Consider the following 20,040-nt stretch of genomic DNA (forward strand, 5'->3'; position numbering starts at 1 on the left):
GCACTCCTAATTTTATGCGTCTATCATGATTTTTATTTAGAATTTGGTCGAACCTTACAGGGGATAATGAAAAATGTGTTACTAGTTTATATAACGTGTAAAATATAACTCTCTTAATTCATCGAAATTTCTGGAGGTAATGGATCATCATTTTTATATGATAATTCATCTAAATTAAATCTCTTATATTGCTTTAATGTACCAACAGAAACCTGAAACTCTGTCACAGTTTTTGTCTCTCCCACATTCATCTTAGCCTCTATTAATGCCTCTTTATACTTATCGGTTATGGAATTAATAGCTTTTAAGTCTTCATCTTCTAAATTTGGTACAACTAAAGCCAATAAATCAACAAAATAATTTTCACCATCTGCAATTTCCTTGTCAGGATAAACTTTTGCATATATTCCGATTAAGTTGTTACTTACCTTTGATACAGCTTTTTTACGCTTGTCTTTTTTCCAAGCAGCGTCTATTCGACGATCAAACTCTGTTGGAAACGCAGGGCGTTTGTATCTAGATGCTAACCAATCAATATAGAAATTTAATTCCTCTTGAGTGAATTGAATTTCCAGGTTTGGTAAAATTCCTTCAGGAATATCGTCTTTAATTATACAAATTTTTTCAAAAGCAATTAAAGTGACATACTTATTTCCCTGTAAAGATTCTAGAGTGCAATTCAATTTTCTAGGGTTTTTGTTAAAGCAAAAATTACCAAAACCAGGGTCTTTATCTACATATCGTGCAATAGAAAATTCAATCACTAAATCTGAACTATTTGCCACATCACACGAACCTGATGCAACAATCAATAAAACATCATCGGCAAATAACTCTGATTTACCAGCTAAATCTAATAAATGGGCGACATCTTCAGGCTTAACAATACAACCTTGCAACCAACCACTTTCTTCCATCCAATGTCGCACAATTCAAACCTCAAATTAAATCAGTTTCACCAATAGATTGATGCATTAAACGATTGCCAGCGAATAATATTTTTTCGCTATCACTATTTGAATCCTGTAACAGATCTTTAATAGTCTTACCATCTAGTACAGGACTATTTAATTTAATGTTGTCTGTAGGAAACTGTGCACCCTTCCAATTCTTTGCAAGAATGTATAACTCAAACATTTTTTGAGTTTTTTCCTTATTTGGTTCGGATTCGTACTTTTTCCAATTGAGTAAAGTTTTCCTTGTAACTCCAATACTTTTAGCAAGTTCTTCTTCTGTTAAAGAAAAAGTTGATTTAATGAAATCAAGATTTTGCTCAAGAATAGTTGTTTGCTTATTAAGAATTGTATATTTTTGGCCAGTTCTTGAATGTTCAGCCAACCAAGCAAAATTAGGCGAAATACTACCAGTTGAATAGTGATTAGGTTCTGATACTACATGTTGAACAAACACTGAACCCGAATGATCACTTAATGCCCTGATGTTCAGTACTGTAGATACAGTGAAAGCTGCTATATCCATTATTTCCAAACCTCCCGACCTTCAAAAGTTGTAATTTCCCAGAAAGCTTTCCTAGTAATTAAGTGTAACTCTTCCATTTTATTTGAAATAAAGTCTAACTCAAATAATTGAGTCTCTCCTTCAGGCTGCCAATAATGATCAAAATCTAATAAAATTCTTTTACTAAAGTTTGTGTCCTTATGAAAAGTAATTGGAGACTCAACTAAATCTTGCCATACAGGTAAATTGAGTACGCCATATAAACTTCTAATTGCAATAATACCTGCTTGTGTTTTATAAATAGTCTCATTAATCCGATGAACCTGATCTCCTACGCCATCCATGCTCCCAGCTTCACAAACTACTGATTGAACATACGATTCAATAGGTTCTTCTTTATTTTTTTCAATAATAGCATCAGAATAACGTAATCCTACTCTTAATAGGAGCGTTGGTTTAACTTCCTGGATTAAGAAATCGAGAGCTTTTTTACAATCATTCCAAAAATTAGGAAAGCGTTCATACTCACTACTGAGAATAACTAATCGACTTCTATCAAGAATTATTGCCCGTTTTTTATTACTTGACAAAAACACCCATCCAGTTGAGCTATTTACACGTATACCTTGTTGCTCAATTATCATTTCTTGTTGTTCTGTTGTTGAAAAAAGAGGGAAATCTTGTCTCAAAAAATTCTGAAATGCAGGGATGTAATTTTCCATTTGTAGAATGCTTGAGAAACGGAATTCTGCCAAAACAACAACTAGAGGTTGATTTGTTAGTTTTTCATATTTACTCATAGTTTTTCACAAGATTACCCAATTTATAAAGTATATATTACCCATAAAATTACCCAATTAAAATCATATCTGTATCTTCATCGTAATTTTCGTTTAATTTTTTTATAAAGGCATCTTAATATCAATAATATATTGACTTAAGTTGCCTATATAGTCTGAAACCATCGTTAAAATTGCTTTATATTTACTGCTGAACCCAATTTTCACCATCCCAAACAGCAGTCTTATCACCTACCTTTGAAATTGTACCTACCGCTCGTTGTGGAGGATTCCCTTGTGGCGTATCAACAAATTGCCGTGTCTGAGTATCAAACAAACGTTGCGGTTGAGTGAGTGTTCCTCCAGCTTTGTCATCCCATTGTTGACCACCACCCACAGTCATATAACGGTCTTTACCAGTATCTGCTTTATTACCTGCATAACGATTAATTTTTTCTTGAATGGATTTACGATCTTCATCCGATTTCGCAGCATCATATTGCTCGTACAATTTCTCTAATCGTGCTGAGTTACGAATACCAAAACCTTTTTCAGTGGCATTAAGATTAAATTCTCGATTCGCTAAATCATTGGTTGCTTGGAATTTTTGTGCATCAAAGCCTAAATTTGCATTAAATCGGTTATTAGTACCTTGCTCACCTAGTTCCGTACGATAGTTCTGTCCAGCTTGCCCCATGGCTTCACGCTGTAAAGCAGCAACGTTGTTCGCATCGGTTTTGTATACATCATTTGCACGGTTAGAATATCCCATTTGGAGATCATTAATTTGATTTCGTTGGCTTGCTGTTAATCCTTTTGAACCTGGGATTGGTGCGCTTACTCTTGCAATTTCAGCTTGTAATTGCGCTTCTTGTTCAGATGTACGAACATCAGGTAATCGTGGGCGACCACCATAACCTCGCATACCCAAGCCTAAATTCATTTCACGTTGAGCAATTGCATTTTGAATCTGTTGTTCAGTCGGTCCCATTTCTTGAGTATTTTTCATGAAATTTGCCACACCTTTAGGATCATTTACAGGTCTTACTTTGAATCCTAGTCCTTCACCTTCTCGAACTCCATCTGCGCGCGCTTGGGCTGCTGCACTAGGATTAGCATAGCTAAAACTGTTTCCTTTTTGTTGAATAGCATAAGGATCAGAGTTCTGTACAGATCTTGATGGAGTTTGAACTTCAGGCTGTGTTTGTGTGGTAGGTGGTGTTTTATTATTACCAAATGGATTATTTACAACAGTATTTGGATTATTTTGTTTGGTATTAAATTCAGGTTGAGCTGCCTTTGCTTCACTTGCAATACGTTGTTTGTCTGCATAAAACCGACCAGCTTGTCCCAGTGTCATTGCATTTCCTAAATCTGATGCAGCACCCAATGCGCGGACACCTAAATCCTTAGCAAAGAGCATTCCGTTGGAATCTTCAGGATTATAATCACCCAACCCAAAACGCTCACGATACTGCTCCGTTGGTGTATCTGCAACTGCAAACCCTGTGCTTGCTAATGCACCCACTGTACCTAATTTACCCAGTCCAGTATTTGCAGCACGATTAATACCTTGACGCAATGAATTAAACCTTGCGCCAAAACCGCCACCTTGTGTTGGTGCTGGATTGCTTGGACTTGCTGATGGTGAGCTGGTTGTTGATGGTGTATTTACTGTTGTGCTTGGTAAAGATCTATTCACATCACGAGTGATACCAGATACATCACGCATTTGTGGTCCACCAATTCTATTTTGTTGTGCACGACGAATATCATCTGCACTTGGGTAGGCACTTGGTACCAGTCCACCATTTGCAAAAAATAACTCAGGTTTATTTTGACCAGGCTTGAAACCCAATTGAGGTTGATCAACAGGTACATGTGTTTGATTTTTCATGGCATCAAGTGTTTGCACACCAACCGAATGAACTTGGTCAGGCGAGAGTTGGAACTCACCGTTACTGAGATTAACTGGCGTGGGACTCCCCATATTTTTTAAATTATTGGTACCAATCTGCTGAGTAGAATCAGCAGGCATAATATAGCTACCTGCTGGAACATTTTTTTTAATATCATCAGAAGTGCCAGTACCTGCACCTTGAATTAGTCCATTTTCATCTTGCTTTGAACGTTTTTTTAAGCCGTACATGACACTTATTCCAATATAAATATCATGTATGGTTAATCAATCTAAGCTATAGGCGTTAGCCTTACAGGGTTAGTACGAGTAATTATGACTCGTACTTGTGCTAGAACTTTCCGATACGCTCCCCCCAATCGAAGCACTAGCACTGATCCCAGCAGAAACATGCATCGCTGACATCGCACCTGCTGCCAATTGAGATGAAAACTGCCCCACTGCTTTGGCTGCTTCTAATGCAAGTTGTGCTTTTTGTATCGCATTTTGCATCTTGGCTTCATATTCTTTTAATTGCATTTCAGAAAATGCAATATTGGTACGAACATTCATATCTGCATATCTTGCTTTTGTCTCAGCATTTGCAATCTGGGTACGAAGTAGCATGTCATTATATCTTGACTGAGTTTCAGCAAATGCAATATTGGTTCGGCTGTTCATGTCAGCATAACGTGCTTGCATCTCAGCATTTGAAATAGAAACGCGTGACTTAGATTCAATATAACGGTTATAAACATCTGCATTCGCAATCGTCGTTCTTAAACTTAGGTCTGCATAACGTGAATGTGCTTCTGATACCGCAATCGCTGTACGTGATTTCATGTCAGCAAATCGAGCCAATGATTCACTATTTGCAATGCCAACACGCATTCTCATTTCAGCAAATTTGGCTTGTGCATCAGCAAAAGAGATTTTAGTACGTGATATTGAGTCAATAATGCTGGCTTGAGTATTTACTCTGGATGTTTCAACGTCGGCTTGTGCTTTAAACAATTCAACTTGTGAATTAAATGCTGATGTATTGCTTTGAACAACACCCATTTTTGCATCAATTTCCGCCTTGTACGCTTCAATATTTGCTTGATATTCAGATATTTTTACACGTGCAGCTTCAAGGTTGAGTTCAATCTGCTTAGATTTAACATTGGCTTTAGCAGATACGCCATCTACAGTTGCTGCATACATACGAGCAAGAGATTCATACATGGATGCTTTGGAAGTTTCAGCCTTGATTTGAGAATCATATGCTTCGACTTTAAGCTTTTCAGCTCCAATCTGTTCAGAATACGCTTGAACCTCAGATTTATATGCATCAAATTTAGTCGCAATCAATCCAGCTCGTGCAGTCGCACCTTGAACCAATGCTTTATATACCTCAACATTGGTCATAACTGCTTCAATTTTGGCTTTAAAAACATCAACTTTTTGTTGGTTGAGTTGTCCAATAACTGCCTGCGCATCAAGCATTGCTTTGTAAGCACTGATTCGTGAAATGGTTGCATCAATTTTAGTTTTATAGACTGTGATCAAACTTTCAAATGCAGAATTTTGAGCATTAAAAATACTAATCTGAGCATTTAGCACACTGATTTTACTGTCAATTTGAAACTTAACTAATTCCATCGTATTAGAAACATAAGCAAGCCACATATCTTGCTTCATTTTTTCCAATGCCATACCTTGGGAAGTTAAGAAACGGATATGTTCAAGTTGTTTATCAAAAGACTGAATTAAAATATCACGATTTAAATCCGCAATAGCAAGTTTACCTTGATCACGAATGTCACTGACCTGCTTTGCCAACATCCCTTGTGGCATTGAAAAACCACGACTTGCCCACTCCGTTACAGCTTCTTGTACTGATCGTTCAGTTTCTCGGCTTGTACGTTCTCTAGCCCGATTAAATAATGATTGCTCAACTGCAGCTGGTAAACCAAGACCTGTATGGCTTCCATCTAGCCATGAACGGATTTCTAATACCAATGGTTTAATTGCACTCTCAGTATTAAAAGCATAATAATCTTGCTTAACAACCTGACTGGCATCAGATATTAAAGCATCTATGTTATCTGGAATTGCTATATTGAACTCAGGTGGTTGACCTTCAAATACAGGAATTTCTTCATATTTGAAATCAGGCAATTGAATTTTTTCCATTGCATCCATTTCTGGAATGACAATGGTTGGGGCATCAGGCATTTCAACATCGTCACTAATTTCAGGTCTTAATGGAACCGAAATGACATCCATACTTGGTGCTGTGGGTAAATTTAAAATTGGTGCTTCTGGAGTTGCTGGTAATTCCAGATCGCTTAAATCTAAATCCTTGATTAAATCACTTAAATTAATCTTATCTGGTAAGGTACCTGCATCAAAATTTTGCACATTAAAAGTTGGTGCTGTTGGTAGATTAATTGCTGTGTCAAATTCAGGGATCAATGATGCATCAATAAAATCAGGTGTAGATAAATCCTCTGAAAAAATTGGAGCATCAGGAATATCTATATTTAAACCAGTAAATTGAGGACTCACGATCTCTTTAGGTTGTTCAATATCAAGATCAATAATAGGAGGTACTGGACGCTCAATATTTAATTCAGGTGCTTTTAAACCCTCTAATGGTTCAAAACCAGACTCACTAGGCTTAGCTAGATTTGATGGTGGAGTAATTTCTGCAACAGAAATTTCAGTAAGATTACTTAAAGCTTCTGATACATCACCTGCATAACTATTGACTTTGCGCTCAAAATAATCGAGTTTTTCTGTGACTTCTTTCGTCACAATATCAATCTGAGGAACTGTAACTGTCATTTTTAAACTCTCCGTTTTGTAGCAGATACATCAATATTTAAATCATTGATATAGCCATGCTCACCTGATATTTTGATTTCAAATGCAAAATGACGACCACGTAAACCCCGACCAAATAAAACACGGCCATTGGTCAGATAATCAGCTTTCTCTGTAGGCAATAAATAGTAATAGGTTTGCTTGGTACCACTTTGAGTAGTGCTCACACCAATTTCCAACTTTCTGGTATTTCCAGATAGTTCATATTCAAGGTAAGCCCCTAAAGGATGAACTAACTGTCCTTGACCTAAATCTAATTGTCCTGTTACCAATTTTGCTTCGATTAATTCTTTGGCATCCAATTGATGTACACCATCTTTAGCAACACCATAGAGCACACCATTAATTACAGCCAATTCACTAAAACCATAATCTTGGTAACGGCTCATTGCCCATGTATCGACATTTGCTGTCCATGCATATCCATATTGCTTTTCTTTTGAATAATCATCTTCAATAAAAACAAGGTCATTGACTAGTTGCTTGGCAATATTTTTCCCTTGATTAAAATCAAATGTCATCAATGTTTCATTAATTTTTTCTTGTGATTTACGTTGTTGCTTTAGCAACTCATTGATGTTGATAGTATCAATGACACGTTGTTTTGCCTTTATACGCTGCGTATATTGTTCTGAGTATGTAACATGATCCTCAATAAAATCAGAATATCGAGTGACACAACTGTCCTGTACCTTCAATGTTTCAGTAATCACTGATCGTGATATTTTTTTTAGTCTATAATTTTCTTGATAAATAATATGCTCATTCGTAAAAGCTCGTAATTTAGACTTTAAAGAAGTATCTAAAACATCAAGTACATCAGTCATTGAATCTTTAAAACGAGCGGTTGCCTTAAAATTCTCTTTAATTTTTAAGGCTTCATTTAATTTAGACAGACTATATTTTTTAGTGTTGAGATTTTCAGCAATTAACAATCGCTCAATATTTATATTTCGTTGTTTATCTTTTTGTGTTGATGTAGAGCTAATATTATCTTGAATCAATGATTTTGCACGTAGGCGGTTTTTAAAACCATCAGAAACGATAATTTGATCATGGATAAAATCTACATGGCGTTTACGACCTGTGAAACGATCAACCACATTGATTTCATCTTTAACAGGGAAAATAGCAGAATCAACCAATTCATCTGTAATTATAACAACATCACCAGACAACACAGAGAGCCGATATAGAGAATCCTCTTTAATTCTAATGAGTTCTTCAGTGACTGCTTTAGATTTTCCTATCGTATTATTGGAATACGCAATCGTCTCCTGAATATCATCACGATATAAGGTCATTCGTTAATTACTCCAATAAAATGATATGCAGACTTATGTTCGACTAAACTACTGTACCCCCATTTATAACGAAGGTTATTTTCATTAGTTTCAGATATGTTGGCATACTCACTATCTCCAAATACAACCTTACAGGCATCTCTATAAAATACATTTCTATACTCATCTGGTGACATATAAAAATACCAGTCTTGTGGTATTTGACTATGCACTTGAACAGGTATTTCACTTATATCAACGTACAATGAACCTGTTGTATTACTTGGCTCAGTGCTTGATATTGCATACCCTTTAACTTTTGGAGCTCCCCCACCACCATTATGATTCCATTGATTTGTGTCAGGATGAACCAGCCAAGTAATGTCATAGGGTAAACCAGGTAACCAACTGCCTTGATCCGCAAAGTCTGAATACTCTGAAGGGTTATAATTTTCTATTTCTACCCAAACAGGACTACCATTCACAGGATATGGTTTCCCTGTCATTTTTTCTAACCCACCAGCCCAAGCGAAAATAGAATCATATGTCCAATAACGGTAGGAAGTCGGATCACGCATGGAATACAGGCTTAATGACTCAGAATTACTCTTAGCAATAATGCTATTTTTCTTAGCGAGTAATGCTGTATTACGTGTTAAATATGGAATGCATATCGCAATGTTGATTGCTTCACTCTCAGTACGATTACTTTTTGTTAAATGCGTATAATATCTATTACGCCACAACGTACCAGGTCGCCAAAAAGGAGCATCAAAACTAAAAAAAGGCTTACTATCAAAACCTTTATCTTCACCTTTAATTGTTGTCGTAGTTACAACCGGCGTAAATACCTCTCTAAAATCAAAATCTGTGGTATAGAAATAACCTTGAGGTGACGAACTACCAGAGCTTTCTGTTTGCTCCCACGAACCCACTGTCATCATTGGTTCATAGTTGCTCTCTATTTGTTTTTGATATCCACGCCAATCAACAAAATATTTGATCACCTTTAAACTATTGCCAACATAATAGCCATACATAATGGTGTCGCAATTAGGTTTCTGTTTTGGCACAGCAGATGCACCAAAATCAAATGAAATGCATCCCCCAATTTCAACCATAGGAAATTTAATCTGTGGTTGAAATTTAGGTTTTGCATTGTGATATAAAAAACCTTTTGCCACCTGTGAAATATTTCCATGCAGTGATGCAATAGGCTCTAGCTCAAGATTGTCCCAATAACGAACATCATTACCTGTCACACCGAGCGGATCATGTAAACTTGTTAAAGCACGTTGAAAAATATCCTCGGTATTAACTCGACGCAATTTATAAAGAATTGCTAAGGTTTTCTGATCACCTTTTGGCAGAATTTCATAGAGTTTGGATAAATAATTTGAGATAAATTTGGCTTTTTCACCTGTAATTTTAACTGCTTTCAACCACCCTTGATTTTCAGCAGGTGAAAATTCACAGCGTAATTTATATGCGACACCAACTGCTATCCCCTCATTATTATAAGTGTAAGCAGTGTTAAAACCTTCAGAGCCTTTAAGGTTAAGTGACCAACCACATGCAGGTGAATAATATATATGTGAGTAAAAATCTGCTGTATCACAAACTTTAATAATCGCACCTGCTCTACGCCATGCTTCAAAGTCTTTACCTATTGGAAATGTCTCACCACTCGGCATAGCAGAAAATCTATTCAAAATATTAAGGATTTCTTCATCACCCACTTCTTCAACATACTCACGAAAAGCTCGCGTTGCAGTCACTGGAACAATAGGCATTGGCATAGCAAAAACGCCATTGGATCTAATTCTTATTAGCCATGGTTTATTTGCTGTATCAAAAACAATACCATTGGTGCTATGAAATTTATAATCATACTGAAATGCCCCATCCAGAGGTGGAATACCACTGTAAGCTGGCAACCGAATACCCTCAATTTCTTGGACTATACGTTCCATATATTTTTCAGGTATTTGAATTCGTGATTTTTCAAATGGTAGATCAGGCAGATTATTAAAGTCTTGTCGTCCATAACCACCCACAATTTGCATGACTTCAGCCATTGCTCCGCTATACCATGTAGGACGTTGTTGCACATACTGCGTGGTAATGAAGTCACTAAAACTGTTTTGCGGTATAAATTCAGGTACTATCTGAGCATTAGGCTCAATAATAAAACGTTGTAAATTTAATTCTTTATTGGGTAATGTTTCATTAGAATAATTGATTAAACGTCTACGGCTTTGTTCTGTAAGTTTAAGACCTAAGCCTTCTTCTTTTCTTATTCTTGCTTTTGTAATGACACCACTATAGAGCATTGGCACATAGACTTTTGCCAAACCATCTGATTCAAACTCATCTAATGATAGCTCTTTGTGAGCAATCGCTTTTAACATCCCTCCCATATCTTGCAATATGACGTAACCGCCATCAGGCAAGTCTTTTACCTGCCTAATGCTGTCTAAATTTGAGATGGCTTTTTGATTACTTAATTTTTTAAGCTGGTGGTCAATGAACAAACTATCATTTTCAGTGAGTTTGCCATTGACCACTAAAAGCCCATATGGACGTGGACTATGCATCTGTTACGCTGCAGTAAAACTCAGGCGATACCCAATTTCATATTCATCATCATTTTGGAATACACGTGCTGCTGTATATTTTGATGCTGAAATTAAGGTACCAGTTGTGCCACCTTTTGTACTATTGGTTAACATCGCAGCACCTGTCACTGTAAGTTGTGAAGATGTTGCAATAGTCACTTTAGCTACCGTGTTGAAGTTATCAATTGAATTGGTTGATGTATTTTGCGGTGTCCATTGTGGACGTGTTGCAGATGTATAACCTTCAGTCATACTCACAATTTCAGCTGCAACAGATGCAAAGTTTGCTGCTGTCCAATTGGCTGCTGGTGCTGTTGCACCACTGAACAACGCAAGATAGTAACCTGCTGGCTTTGCTGTTGTCCCCATTGCAACATTAAGCAAATGCGCAAGACCTTCATTCACCACTAGGTTGTGAGTTGTTTGCCACTCACCGCCATTAATACGGTCAAAATATTCACCTTGAGCTAAAATTCCTTGTTTTGGAAAATAGATGCCTTGCTCTGTCATCTGGTAGTTTTCCGCTTTTAAATCATTCGCCAGTTCTTTCGTATTCATCATTAGATACCATGTAAGTAAACAATGACATCACGTTACAATGGTTGTAACCCTTCTCCCTAGCCTTACAGACCTACCAGACTTTGCAGTGATACCTTTTAATATTCCAGCTTGTAGTTCGATAATCTGACCACTTGATGTTCCAAGAATATAACCATTCTCTGCCAACCATAATGCAGTCGTATTGCCACCCTGAGATATATCAGAACCAATATCATTATTGTCAATTTCAATCGCACTATCAGGTACTGGTGCATGAGAGGTCTTAGACTGAAATGTCATTTCTGCTGGATTAGTTCCTGTAAGAAAAACAACATGGGTGACTTGACCAACCCAAATACCGCCATCAACTGGCAGAATAAAAGTAATGCGTTGTGGCATAACGACAAAGCCAAACTTTTCATCATGAAGATGATATGCCAGTGGCTCTGAAAATCTGAGTATATTTTTATCTGCAGTTAGCAAACGACCTTGCCAATATTTCATATATCGACCTGTTGGCATAGGCGATAAACCATTAAAACGAGCTGTCATACCCAAATCTAAGCTATTAATTGTGATTGAGCTTGTATTGATTGGATGATCAGAATGATGCAATAGCTCTCCACCATTACGGTCTGTCACATAAATTCTGACATGCGTAATGGACTGATCGAAACAGTAAGGTAAATTTATTTGAATACTTGAAAATGATGGATCATCAAGGTTGCTATTCGATGTAAGATTGATTTGATCTGATGCAATTTGTGACAAAGCTGATTCTTGTTCATCACGCAACCATGAAATTGCCACACTGTAAGTTCCACTTTTCAATGATCCGCCACTATCTAGCATATTCAACATTGGTTTAGCAGGCGTATCAATTGCTAATGAACGAACATTTTTCCCATCATACACCCATAGACCCAATTCACTTGCAATATAGACAAGATTATTGATGACTTCATAACAGAGTTGAGTATGACCAATTTTTGCTAGCACCTCAGGTTGCCATGTTTGCGGATCTAATTTAACAAACTCACTTTCTAATGTTGCAAAAACATCATGATGTAAAGGACTTTGCCAAATATTCTGAAACCTCAAAGGCGAAACCTGCTTTGAACCTTGTCGCAATCTAACTCGACCTGTATCAGTAATATCAACATTAACAGCATCACGTAAATATAATTTAGGTGAATCACCACCTTGTTGTAGCCCATCATCTGCTACAACATTATTCATACCAGCAATGGGAAATAATTTTTTAGCTGCCATTTTAAAAAGCCCCTTTCCTAAATTGATCAGCATTACCATCTGGACGAATGTAATGTGCTGCTGGCTTGATATTAGGCACTGCTAGTAATAAAGCATCAACCCCCATAGGCTTAATCAACAGTTTTGGTTTAGGTAGCTCTTGGCGAACAACGCGCATACGTTGATCAAATTGTTTGTAGTCATATTCCATGACAAAACTTTCAAAGCCTTGCGTTTCAACATTTCTGACTTTTAAGGAAATGAAAATATTTCCAAATACCTCATTTTCAAAACCACCATAATTCCCCTTAACTAACACACCAATACGTAAACCTTGCCACATAAAAGCGGTATCACCACTTTTCCTCGTTCCCATTTGCAGGTGGTTACTACCAACAGTTTTGATCGTGCGATTAAAAAAATCTACAGTAGGTCTATTTAATGTAGGCGAATTGAGACCATTTGGCTTGATAAAAAATGCACCACCATAAGGAGTATTTAATGATGGCTGACCAAAGTTCTGCATATTATTTGAATCAAATTGAATTATATTTTGATCAAAAGGGCCAACAACATGAAATCCAACACGCTGACTTCTAAACCCGAAGTCTTTCAAATTAATATAACGTTTTCTTAACTGAATTTTGTGTCCATCACTAAAATAACTTTGGTTGCCTAAACCAACAAATAATTTTCTATGTCGTAAAGTTATATTTAAATTTCCAAAAACCTCACCAGCAGACTGTGATGGACCTTTGCTATTGATTGGATAAAACTCCCCTTTAGATTCAGGATGATTAGCGATTGCTTGTTTTGGAGTATCTTCTGTTACCCAAATTGTCCATGGTGATATTCTTGGTTTTGTATTTTTAATCTGTAGAAAATCACCCATTGTAGGTACAATAATTTTTCTGTTTTTTAGCACTACAAAGGGGTTACCAATCGTCAGTTCCTGCAAACCAGGTTTAACCAAAATCCCATTAGATTGTGTGTGATGACTACCATAACCACTCGCCACAAATCCATTTGGAAATATTACGTTAGATTTAACTATAGGATTTGAAACCTGATATATTGGTATTTTTATACCATGCCCATTCGATGATTCAGTATCTCCATCTGCAATCAAGCTATCTAACCAAACATATTGTGGATAATAAGGAGGAACACCAGTCTTAATGACTGTGTGCTTAGGTATGACCCATTGAGTAAACCCACTGACTGAGAATTGCCGATCCCTAAATGCTACTTCACTCCTACCCCATACAACAGTTTCATTACCTAAATGTAATAATTCACGCCATTGCGTACGAATACTAGCCTGCCCAAATTCTTCGCTATTACGACCTCTAGTGCCTAATTCTGGTGTAAGATTTTTAATTATTGGTGTGCCATAAGCATCTCTTAATGTCCAACGTGGAGTAATGATATTCCAGTGAATACTTAGAGATGGATTACCAAAAGCTTGATGATCATCAAAACGCCCAACTTCCTCGATATAACGTGTGTATAAATGCACTGAATGGATAGGAATATATAGGGGTGCAATCGTATAGCGTTGTTCAAACTTTAAAGTCCTGATTCGGTCAGCAATCATTGGTTTGCCCATCTCAAGGCTTTCAAAATTACCTATACGATTGAAATATCTTCGGGTATTGACAATGCTTACTACACCAAATTCATCAGTCATAAAGCCTTTTTGAGCAACAACAAGTGCGGCATTATAAATCACCGACCAACCACTAAAGTAAGGTGAATCCAATCCCTCTACCCTTACATATCGCACTCGATCAGCAATCATGGATTTATCAAAAGATTGGCAATCAAAACCCATCAGCAATAGTGGTCGGGCTTTATTTTCAATAAATGGCTCTGCAAATCGAGCTACATCACTACCAATTACGCCAATGGTTTTATTTCGATTTTGAATCCCTGTCCAACCCACCCATTTAGGCGGTGTTAATCCACTATCAACGTCATAGTACATTTCAATGTATTGACGTAAATTCCAAAACTTATGCGTACCAAAACGATGACCTGCTTCTTGGCCTGTTGTTAAGAATCCATTTGGTTTTATATATTTTTCCCATAAATCTACAATTGTTAAACCAAAGGGATTGATGAAACCTTGCGGATAAATCGACTGGCTTTCAGGGATAATTCGGCTACCAAATAGTGTTGCAACATATCCAAAAGTTTGAATATTTTGTGTTCCACCAACACGATGATTAGGAATTTTAGGATAATCAATCGCTAGAGGTGCAATGAAACGCACTGCATAAGAAATCCATGTGCTATTCCCATAAACAGAATGAGTTAAACCTTTAGTAAGTAGCACTCTGCGCCCATGTTCTACACGTGGCGTACCGTATTCATCATTAAGGATGCCTGTTGGCTTTAAATACCTTGTAAAGTGCCAAACATTAATCCCACCAAACAGTAAAGATTCACGCCCCAACCCTGCATAAATAGAACGCGTTTTATGTGAAATCCATGTAGCGCCAAAAATATTTTGATTATTTCCACTAGGTTTTAATTCTGGTGTTTTTGTTAAAGTTGGTTGACCAAATTTAGGTTGATAAAATCCACTTGGCTTAATGGTGCGAATACGATAACCAATTACTGCATTTAAGCCAATAAAACTATTAATTCCAATGGGCGCAATAGAAGGAGTTTTATTTTTTACTTGGTTATTACCAAAAGACTGATGGTTAAATCCCTTTTGGACAATACTTCTGAGGTTGCTTTCAACCGTAGACCAATCACCAAACGACTGTGATTCGATGCCATATATTTTCAAGACTCTGCGATTATTGCGAATGGCAATATCACCAAAAACACCACCAGGTATTACGGTATTTACACCTGTCACCCCAATTTTTTGAGTAGGGTCAAATACTTTCGGATAGCCTGAATTGAAAGCATCTATATAGTTTGGTTCTAAGTATCGTGGACTATGTGATACCCACGCTACACCATAACTTGTTGCCAAAAAACCTTTAGGATGTGGTGGAAATTGTACTAAAGCATTTCCCCAAAGTGTAGCTACTTGTGATTTTGCATAAATGATACGAGGTGAAACATTAGGACTCGGTACAGCGAGTGATGGTATTCCGCTTAACCCTATATATTGATTGGCTTTAGTATTAACCACTTTTGGATTTGTTAGTACACTTGAATTAAATCCAATAGGCTTTACATATTTAACTCCCCCTTGTAGATATGCATTACCATATAAAGCTGCACTGATTCCACGACTATTTAAATTTAAGTATTGTCTTAAATTATAAATTTTTAATGAACCATTAACTATAGAAGCATTAAAACCTATAGTTTTGATTTCTTTATTTTTATTGATAATATTTGGTAAACCAAATACAGAACCATTAAAACTTAACCCACTAATTTTTTGAGATTTATTGTATAAATTAGCTGTTCCATAACGAAATGTATCAAAACCTTTTGAATTAATATAACTATATCGATGTCTAAGGATATAATTACCTTGCTCTAGACTTTCCCAAGATTTAGGAAAACAATATTGAGTATCATCAGGAGGAGTTTCACCATCTTTAGTAAAGTTAAATTTTAGTTTTTTTCCATTGGGTGGTATATACACATCACCAGAAAAATTAAATTTTAGCTTTTTACCATTGGGCGGAACATAGTCCATATATTTACCTACTCCACTTCAGGTAGAATATTTGATAACACTAAATCATTAAATCCTTCTAGTTGGCACACAACATCAAACTTAAGATTTTTATTAAGTGAATCAAGTTCCCATGATCCAGATTCATCGGTAATTAATTTTTTTATACATATTGCTGGATGCGGGTAAAGTACAGACTCCCTTAAATATATAAGAATCTGAGCACCTTGCACAGGAGTACCCTCAAGATAGACACCACCTAGTGGGAAAATCCCCCCCAATACTGCTTTCCCACCTAAATCTACAGGGTGACTATCTAAAAAACCAATTAATGGCAAGCTAGGAATAGTGTAATTTTCAAACAATACTCTATGGTTATATTGGCTAGTATTATAAGTCTTAATCATAAGTAAGATTCTCAGCCATTATAGGTCCATCAAGAATCGGGCGATATCCAAGACTCCCAATTTGTGCAACAAAATAAAATTTATCATTTGTTTTATCTACAAGAGTATAACTCCAAGCACCATTTATATTTGGTACAACCACTGCAACCTTATCAAATGTATCAGCACTTAAAACTACAACTTTACGAGAAGCAGAACCATCTTGTAGTTTTGATACTCCGAATAGCGCTTTATTTGGCAATAACTCTTTAACCCCACTAACTATGGTTAAAGCTGTTGCAAAATCAATAAAGCGATGTATTACTTCCCAATTATTGTCTTCACTTAATCCCTCTAAAACAAAATCCTTTGGTCCATTTACTGGATTATTGTTGAGAGAAATGAATATTTCACATGCGTATTTTGGTGTTGTAAGATCATAACGAATCCAAATGTTAGGGTCACTGGATGCTGAAGCCCATCGTGTAGAATCATCACCATCAAATGCATTACTAGCATTATAATCAGCACTAAATTCTGTAGATGCTGAAGCAACTCCATCTCGAAGTATTGATTCACCTGTATTATCCAGTATTTTCAATGCAGTAATTGCAATTAATCCAACTAAACCATCAATTCTTTTTGAGAAAACTAATCTAAAAGATACATACTTGCTAGCTTTCATTAGAGATTACCCCATAAACATCTTCGTTCTTCCAATAACCCTTTTCATCATGCCAAATTGAATAAGCATCAAAGAGCCACTGTTCACCATTGGATTGAATACAATCCTGCATCCAACCAACAATCCATTCCATAACATTGCCGACATGACCATATTTGATGCCAGCGACTTCTACTGCATACATCTGGAACTTTGGTAAATGAATCAATATATGCCACTCAATCTTGGTAAGTTCTTCACTTTTTTCTTCAATATCATTGGCATATAAATCAGCTTTAAAACCTTCAACACCTACGGCTTGCGTAGGTGGTTTAGGGTTATTTTCCATATTCACACCTTGAAAATTTTATTTGTTCCGTTGTCCCAAGTCACAATGATGTCACCGCCATTAGGCGTGATCGGTAAGCCGGTGGCTGTATCAATGAAGGCAATTAGTGGTGATGTTGCTTCTACACCAGTATCGGCATAGATAATGATGGCTTCAATGGATGCACCTGTTACCGAAGTAAAAGTCACATCAGCCGCATCGGCTGCGCCACCAGTGGTTGCTTTTGATGTGAGCGTGACCGGACCTGCAATACGTGCCGATGTTGGAATATCAGACAAATATTGGTGAACCGATGTTTGCGGTGTGTACGCACCTGTATCAACCAAGATGACTTTAATTGTGTCAGTCATCCAGTTAATCTGTGCTTCTAAAAAACGCTGACGTGCAAAGTCATAGAGTGTGTTTGCCATGTGCTTGAGTCTCCGTAGCTGAATCGGAAGCACTCATGCGCTCATGTTTAATTTCAATGTGATTATCTGCTTCAACACAAATTCGAGCCAATTGTCCTGATTTTTTGATCAATTGAACTTTGGCACCGCCAATGTAAAGCGTATCTTCGGTCTTTAAATCAATTGTACGTTTGCCCATCTTTGTGCATGATTAAATAAAATAAGTAAGATCATTATGTAAAAAACCCCTGAAAAGCTTTAGCCTTACAGGGGTGCTTATGTCACAAGCAAGTCATGGCATGAATGGAATAACGTTATGCGGTATATCCTCACGAGTAATGCGTCGCAAATCACTATCAGGACGAATACCGAAATAATCTGTAAATTCTTGCTCTGCTAATGCTGACCGATTTGGATCAAAGAATTCTGCATCTGGTACCTTAAATGCTTGGTGTAGTACCCACTGAATCAATTGAACATGGTGAATTTGGTTAATTTCTGGAACATCGGTATCCTTTTCCATTGGTAACAATGGCACACGATAGCCTTCTAATTGTAATTCACCATCTACATCAGGAATTGGAACAAGGCGAATACCTGTATCATCCTGAACAATGTGTTCAGGTTTACCCTGTTTCACTCGCCAATTCTCACCATCATAATAATGATCGAGTAATTCAGCTGACATTAAAGTCAAGTATTGCCCTTTTGTTCCATCATTCGGCTGGAACCACACTCGAGTCAATTCGTATAACGATTCATGCAACTGATAATGAGACGAACCAATTAATACATTAATCTTACAAACATCATTGTTTTGGGATTCATGCAATAAACGACCACGGATACACGCTTCACTTACGGCATCATTGAGCCAATCAATGACACTGGCATCATCAATAAAATATGGTTCTACTTTGTCGTTGGCCAGTGTACGAAAACGGCTGATCAGGTCATTTAGCTGCATTACACAACCCCATATTGATGAATCATTTGAGTAACTGATTCTTTTAATTCATCAAGATTTTTTTGTGGGCTAAGTTTCTGCTCATACTTTTCTAAAGCATATTGAACCAAGCCAGCCTTTGTCATTTTTCCAATCGTTTCAATTTCATCAAGAACTTTATTTTCTTTATCAATTTCTTCTTGCTGTTTTTCTTTAGAGCGATTGAGAATACTTGATGTATCATCATCTAAGCCTTGCTCAGTAGATTCACCAGAAATGGATTCAGGCTCACCCTCATAACGAGTAAATTCAGGGTGCTTTAAAAACTTGGTTGCCAAATCACTTGGGATTGACCGTACTTGACCTTGCTCGAATGTTAAAGCTGATTCGTATAAGTGGTCGGTATAGATAGATTTATTCCCAATATACTGAATTGATACACCAGCAGATTTTTGAACAACATTGGTTGGGGTTATTGTCGCTGTATTAATTGCGACATTCTTTTGATGCTCAACCTTTTGGCGTAAATTCACAACTTCCGCACTCAATGCCAAGTAATCTTCAGGATCAGGCAAGTGCTTAACCAAATGCACCGTTGTACGGAATAAATAATCCTTTGCCTTTTGTTCATCTGGTAATTCTTCATAAGGTAAAAAACATGGATGTTCTTTTTTCTCCATATCTTTTACTTCACCATACTTCCAGCCCTCAGCTTCTTTGACCTTATACCAAGACTCGTGAGACTGTTCAGGTGTGGCATCAGGATTTGCCAAATGCATTTCAACGCCAGCAATCAAACTTTGTTTATGTGATTCTGGTGTGTCATCCCAAGTAGGTTGACTATCATCACCCATTGATTGGAAATATGCAGCATTAATTGCATGACACATCATCGCTATTGCAATCGTTTTCATCTTATCACCGTAATAAGTTAAAAAATAAAAAGAATGGTGTAGG

At 36.8% G+C, this 20,040-nt stretch carries 17 protein-coding genes; all 17 read right to left on the bottom strand.

What is annotated here, in order from left to right:
• Nucleotides 1-113 precede the first annotated feature (113 nt).
• Complete coding sequence (locus AVJ20_RS00985) at nucleotides 114-917, bottom strand: hypothetical protein (protein WP_228157135.1); 804 nt, start codon at nucleotides 915-917, stop codon at nucleotides 114-116.
• Nucleotides 918-939: 22 nt separating this feature from the next.
• Complete coding sequence (locus tag AVJ20_RS00990) at nucleotides 940-1,479, bottom strand: hypothetical protein (RefSeq protein ID WP_061517813.1); 540 nt, start codon at nucleotides 1,477-1,479, stop codon at nucleotides 940-942.
• Nucleotides 1,479-2,258, bottom strand: coding sequence for a TIGR04255 family protein (locus AVJ20_RS00995; RefSeq protein WP_111883805.1), 780 nt, complete (start codon nucleotides 2,256-2,258; stop codon nucleotides 1,479-1,481). The genes AVJ20_RS00990 and AVJ20_RS00995 overlap by 1 nt, the downstream gene beginning before the upstream one ends.
• 184 nt (nucleotides 2,259-2,442) lie before the next feature.
• On the bottom strand, nucleotides 2,443-4,386 hold the full coding sequence (locus AVJ20_RS01000) for a hypothetical protein (protein ID WP_111883806.1): 1,944 nt from the start codon (nucleotides 4,384-4,386) through the stop codon (nucleotides 2,443-2,445).
• A 69-nt stretch (nucleotides 4,387-4,455) separates the two neighbouring features.
• Nucleotides 4,456-6,966, bottom strand: coding sequence for a hypothetical protein (locus AVJ20_RS01005; protein ID WP_111883807.1), 2,511 nt, complete (start codon nucleotides 6,964-6,966; stop codon nucleotides 4,456-4,458).
• 2 nt (nucleotides 6,967-6,968) lie between these two features.
• Entirely contained in the window at nucleotides 6,969-8,309 is a 1,341-nt protein-coding gene (locus AVJ20_RS01010; protein ID WP_111883808.1) for a hypothetical protein, read from the bottom strand.
• Complete coding sequence (locus AVJ20_RS01015) at nucleotides 8,306-10,885, bottom strand: hypothetical protein (RefSeq protein ID WP_111883809.1); 2,580 nt, start codon at nucleotides 10,883-10,885, stop codon at nucleotides 8,306-8,308. Before AVJ20_RS01015 ends, AVJ20_RS01010 begins: the two co-directional genes overlap by 4 nt.
• 3 nt (nucleotides 10,886-10,888) lie before the next feature.
• Nucleotides 10,889-11,467, bottom strand: a complete 579-nt coding sequence (locus tag AVJ20_RS01020; protein WP_416240529.1) for a hypothetical protein — start codon at nucleotides 11,465-11,467, stop codon at nucleotides 10,889-10,891.
• Nucleotides 11,468-11,494: 27 nt separating this feature from the next.
• Nucleotides 11,495-12,718: a hypothetical protein gene (locus AVJ20_RS01025; RefSeq protein ID WP_111883811.1), complete on the bottom strand. Its 1,224-nt coding sequence runs from the start codon at nucleotides 12,716-12,718 to the stop codon at nucleotides 11,495-11,497.
• A gap of 1 nt (nucleotide 12,719) precedes the next feature.
• Entirely contained in the window at nucleotides 12,720-16,370 is a 3,651-nt protein-coding gene (locus AVJ20_RS01030) for a hypothetical protein (RefSeq protein WP_111883812.1), read from the bottom strand.
• A gap of 8 nt (nucleotides 16,371-16,378) precedes the next feature.
• On the bottom strand, nucleotides 16,379-16,756 hold the full coding sequence (locus tag AVJ20_RS01035) for a hypothetical protein (RefSeq protein WP_111883813.1): 378 nt from the start codon (nucleotides 16,754-16,756) through the stop codon (nucleotides 16,379-16,381).
• Nucleotides 16,749-17,420 carry a discoidin domain-containing protein gene (locus AVJ20_RS01040; RefSeq protein WP_111883814.1) on the bottom strand — a complete coding sequence of 224 codons (672 nt, stop codon included), beginning with the start codon at nucleotides 17,418-17,420 and terminating at the stop codon, nucleotides 16,749-16,751. Before AVJ20_RS01040 ends, AVJ20_RS01035 begins: the two co-directional genes overlap by 8 nt.
• On the bottom strand, nucleotides 17,410-17,748 hold the full coding sequence (locus AVJ20_RS01045) for a hypothetical protein (RefSeq protein ID WP_111883815.1): 339 nt from the start codon (nucleotides 17,746-17,748) through the stop codon (nucleotides 17,410-17,412). Before AVJ20_RS01045 ends, AVJ20_RS01040 begins: the two co-directional genes overlap by 11 nt.
• A gap of 2 nt (nucleotides 17,749-17,750) precedes the next feature.
• On the bottom strand, nucleotides 17,751-18,158 hold the full coding sequence (locus AVJ20_RS01050; protein WP_111883816.1) for a hypothetical protein: 408 nt from the start codon (nucleotides 18,156-18,158) through the stop codon (nucleotides 17,751-17,753).
• Nucleotides 18,139-18,336, bottom strand: coding sequence for a hypothetical protein (locus tag AVJ20_RS01055; protein ID WP_061517827.1), 198 nt, complete (start codon nucleotides 18,334-18,336; stop codon nucleotides 18,139-18,141). The genes AVJ20_RS01050 and AVJ20_RS01055 overlap by 20 nt, the downstream gene beginning before the upstream one ends.
• A gap of 93 nt (nucleotides 18,337-18,429) precedes the next feature.
• Complete coding sequence (locus AVJ20_RS01060; protein ID WP_111883817.1) at nucleotides 18,430-19,104, bottom strand: DUF6682 family protein; 675 nt, start codon at nucleotides 19,102-19,104, stop codon at nucleotides 18,430-18,432.
• The gene (locus tag AVJ20_RS01065; protein ID WP_111883818.1) at nucleotides 19,104-19,997 is read right to left on the bottom strand and encodes a RyR domain-containing protein; all 894 of its coding nucleotides are present in this window, start codon (nucleotides 19,995-19,997) and stop codon (nucleotides 19,104-19,106) included. The genes AVJ20_RS01060 and AVJ20_RS01065 overlap by 1 nt, the downstream gene beginning before the upstream one ends.
• Nucleotides 19,998-20,040: the final 43 nt, after the last annotated feature.

Origin of the sequence: Acinetobacter sp. CFCC 11171 (assembly GCF_003268405.1) — a bacterium.
GTDB lineage: Bacteria > Pseudomonadota > Gammaproteobacteria > Pseudomonadales > Moraxellaceae > Acinetobacter > Acinetobacter amyesii.

What these genes read in the sequence shown, in the direction of transcription:
- AVJ20_RS00985 (WP_228157135.1), bottom strand. Translation starts at nt 917, where the DNA reads ATGGAAGAAAGTGGTTGGTTGCAAGGTTGTATTGTTAAGCCTGAAGAT.
- AVJ20_RS00990 (WP_061517813.1), bottom strand. Translation starts at nt 1,479, where the DNA reads ATGGATATAGCAGCTTTCACTGTATCTACAGTACTGAACATCAGGGCA.
- AVJ20_RS00995 (WP_111883805.1), bottom strand. Translation starts at nt 2,258, where the DNA reads ATGAGTAAATATGAAAAACTAACAAATCAACCTCTAGTTGTTGTTTTG.
- AVJ20_RS01000 (WP_111883806.1), bottom strand. Translation starts at nt 4,386, where the DNA reads ATGTACGGCTTAAAAAAACGTTCAAAGCAAGATGAAAATGGACTAATT.
- AVJ20_RS01005 (WP_111883807.1), bottom strand. Translation starts at nt 6,966, where the DNA reads ATGACAGTTACAGTTCCTCAGATTGATATTGTGACGAAAGAAGTCACA.
- AVJ20_RS01010 (WP_111883808.1), bottom strand. Translation starts at nt 8,309, where the DNA reads ATGACCTTATATCGTGATGATATTCAGGAGACGATTGCGTATTCCAAT.
- AVJ20_RS01015 (WP_111883809.1), bottom strand. Translation starts at nt 10,885, where the DNA reads ATGCATAGTCCACGTCCATATGGGCTTTTAGTGGTCAATGGCAAACTC.
- AVJ20_RS01020 (WP_416240529.1), bottom strand. Translation starts at nt 11,467, where the DNA reads ATGATGAATACGAAAGAACTGGCGAATGATTTAAAAGCGGAAAACTAC.
- AVJ20_RS01025 (WP_111883811.1), bottom strand. Translation starts at nt 12,718, where the DNA reads ATGGCAGCTAAAAAATTATTTCCCATTGCTGGTATGAATAATGTTGTA.
- AVJ20_RS01030 (WP_111883812.1), bottom strand. Translation starts at nt 16,370, where the DNA reads ATGGACTATGTTCCGCCCAATGGTAAAAAGCTAAAATTTAATTTTTCT.
- AVJ20_RS01035 (WP_111883813.1), bottom strand. Translation starts at nt 16,756, where the DNA reads ATGATTAAGACTTATAATACTAGCCAATATAACCATAGAGTATTGTTT.
- AVJ20_RS01040 (WP_111883814.1), bottom strand. Translation starts at nt 17,420, where the DNA reads ATGAAAGCTAGCAAGTATGTATCTTTTAGATTAGTTTTCTCAAAAAGA.
- AVJ20_RS01045 (WP_111883815.1), bottom strand. Translation starts at nt 17,748, where the DNA reads ATGGAAAATAACCCTAAACCACCTACGCAAGCCGTAGGTGTTGAAGGT.
- AVJ20_RS01050 (WP_111883816.1), bottom strand. Translation starts at nt 18,158, where the DNA reads ATGGCAAACACACTCTATGACTTTGCACGTCAGCGTTTTTTAGAAGCA.
- AVJ20_RS01055 (WP_061517827.1), bottom strand. Translation starts at nt 18,336, where the DNA reads ATGGGCAAACGTACAATTGATTTAAAGACCGAAGATACGCTTTACATT.
- AVJ20_RS01060 (WP_111883817.1), bottom strand. Translation starts at nt 19,104, where the DNA reads ATGCAGCTAAATGACCTGATCAGCCGTTTTCGTACACTGGCCAACGAC.
- AVJ20_RS01065 (WP_111883818.1), bottom strand. Translation starts at nt 19,997, where the DNA reads ATGAAAACGATTGCAATAGCGATGATGTGTCATGCAATTAATGCTGCA.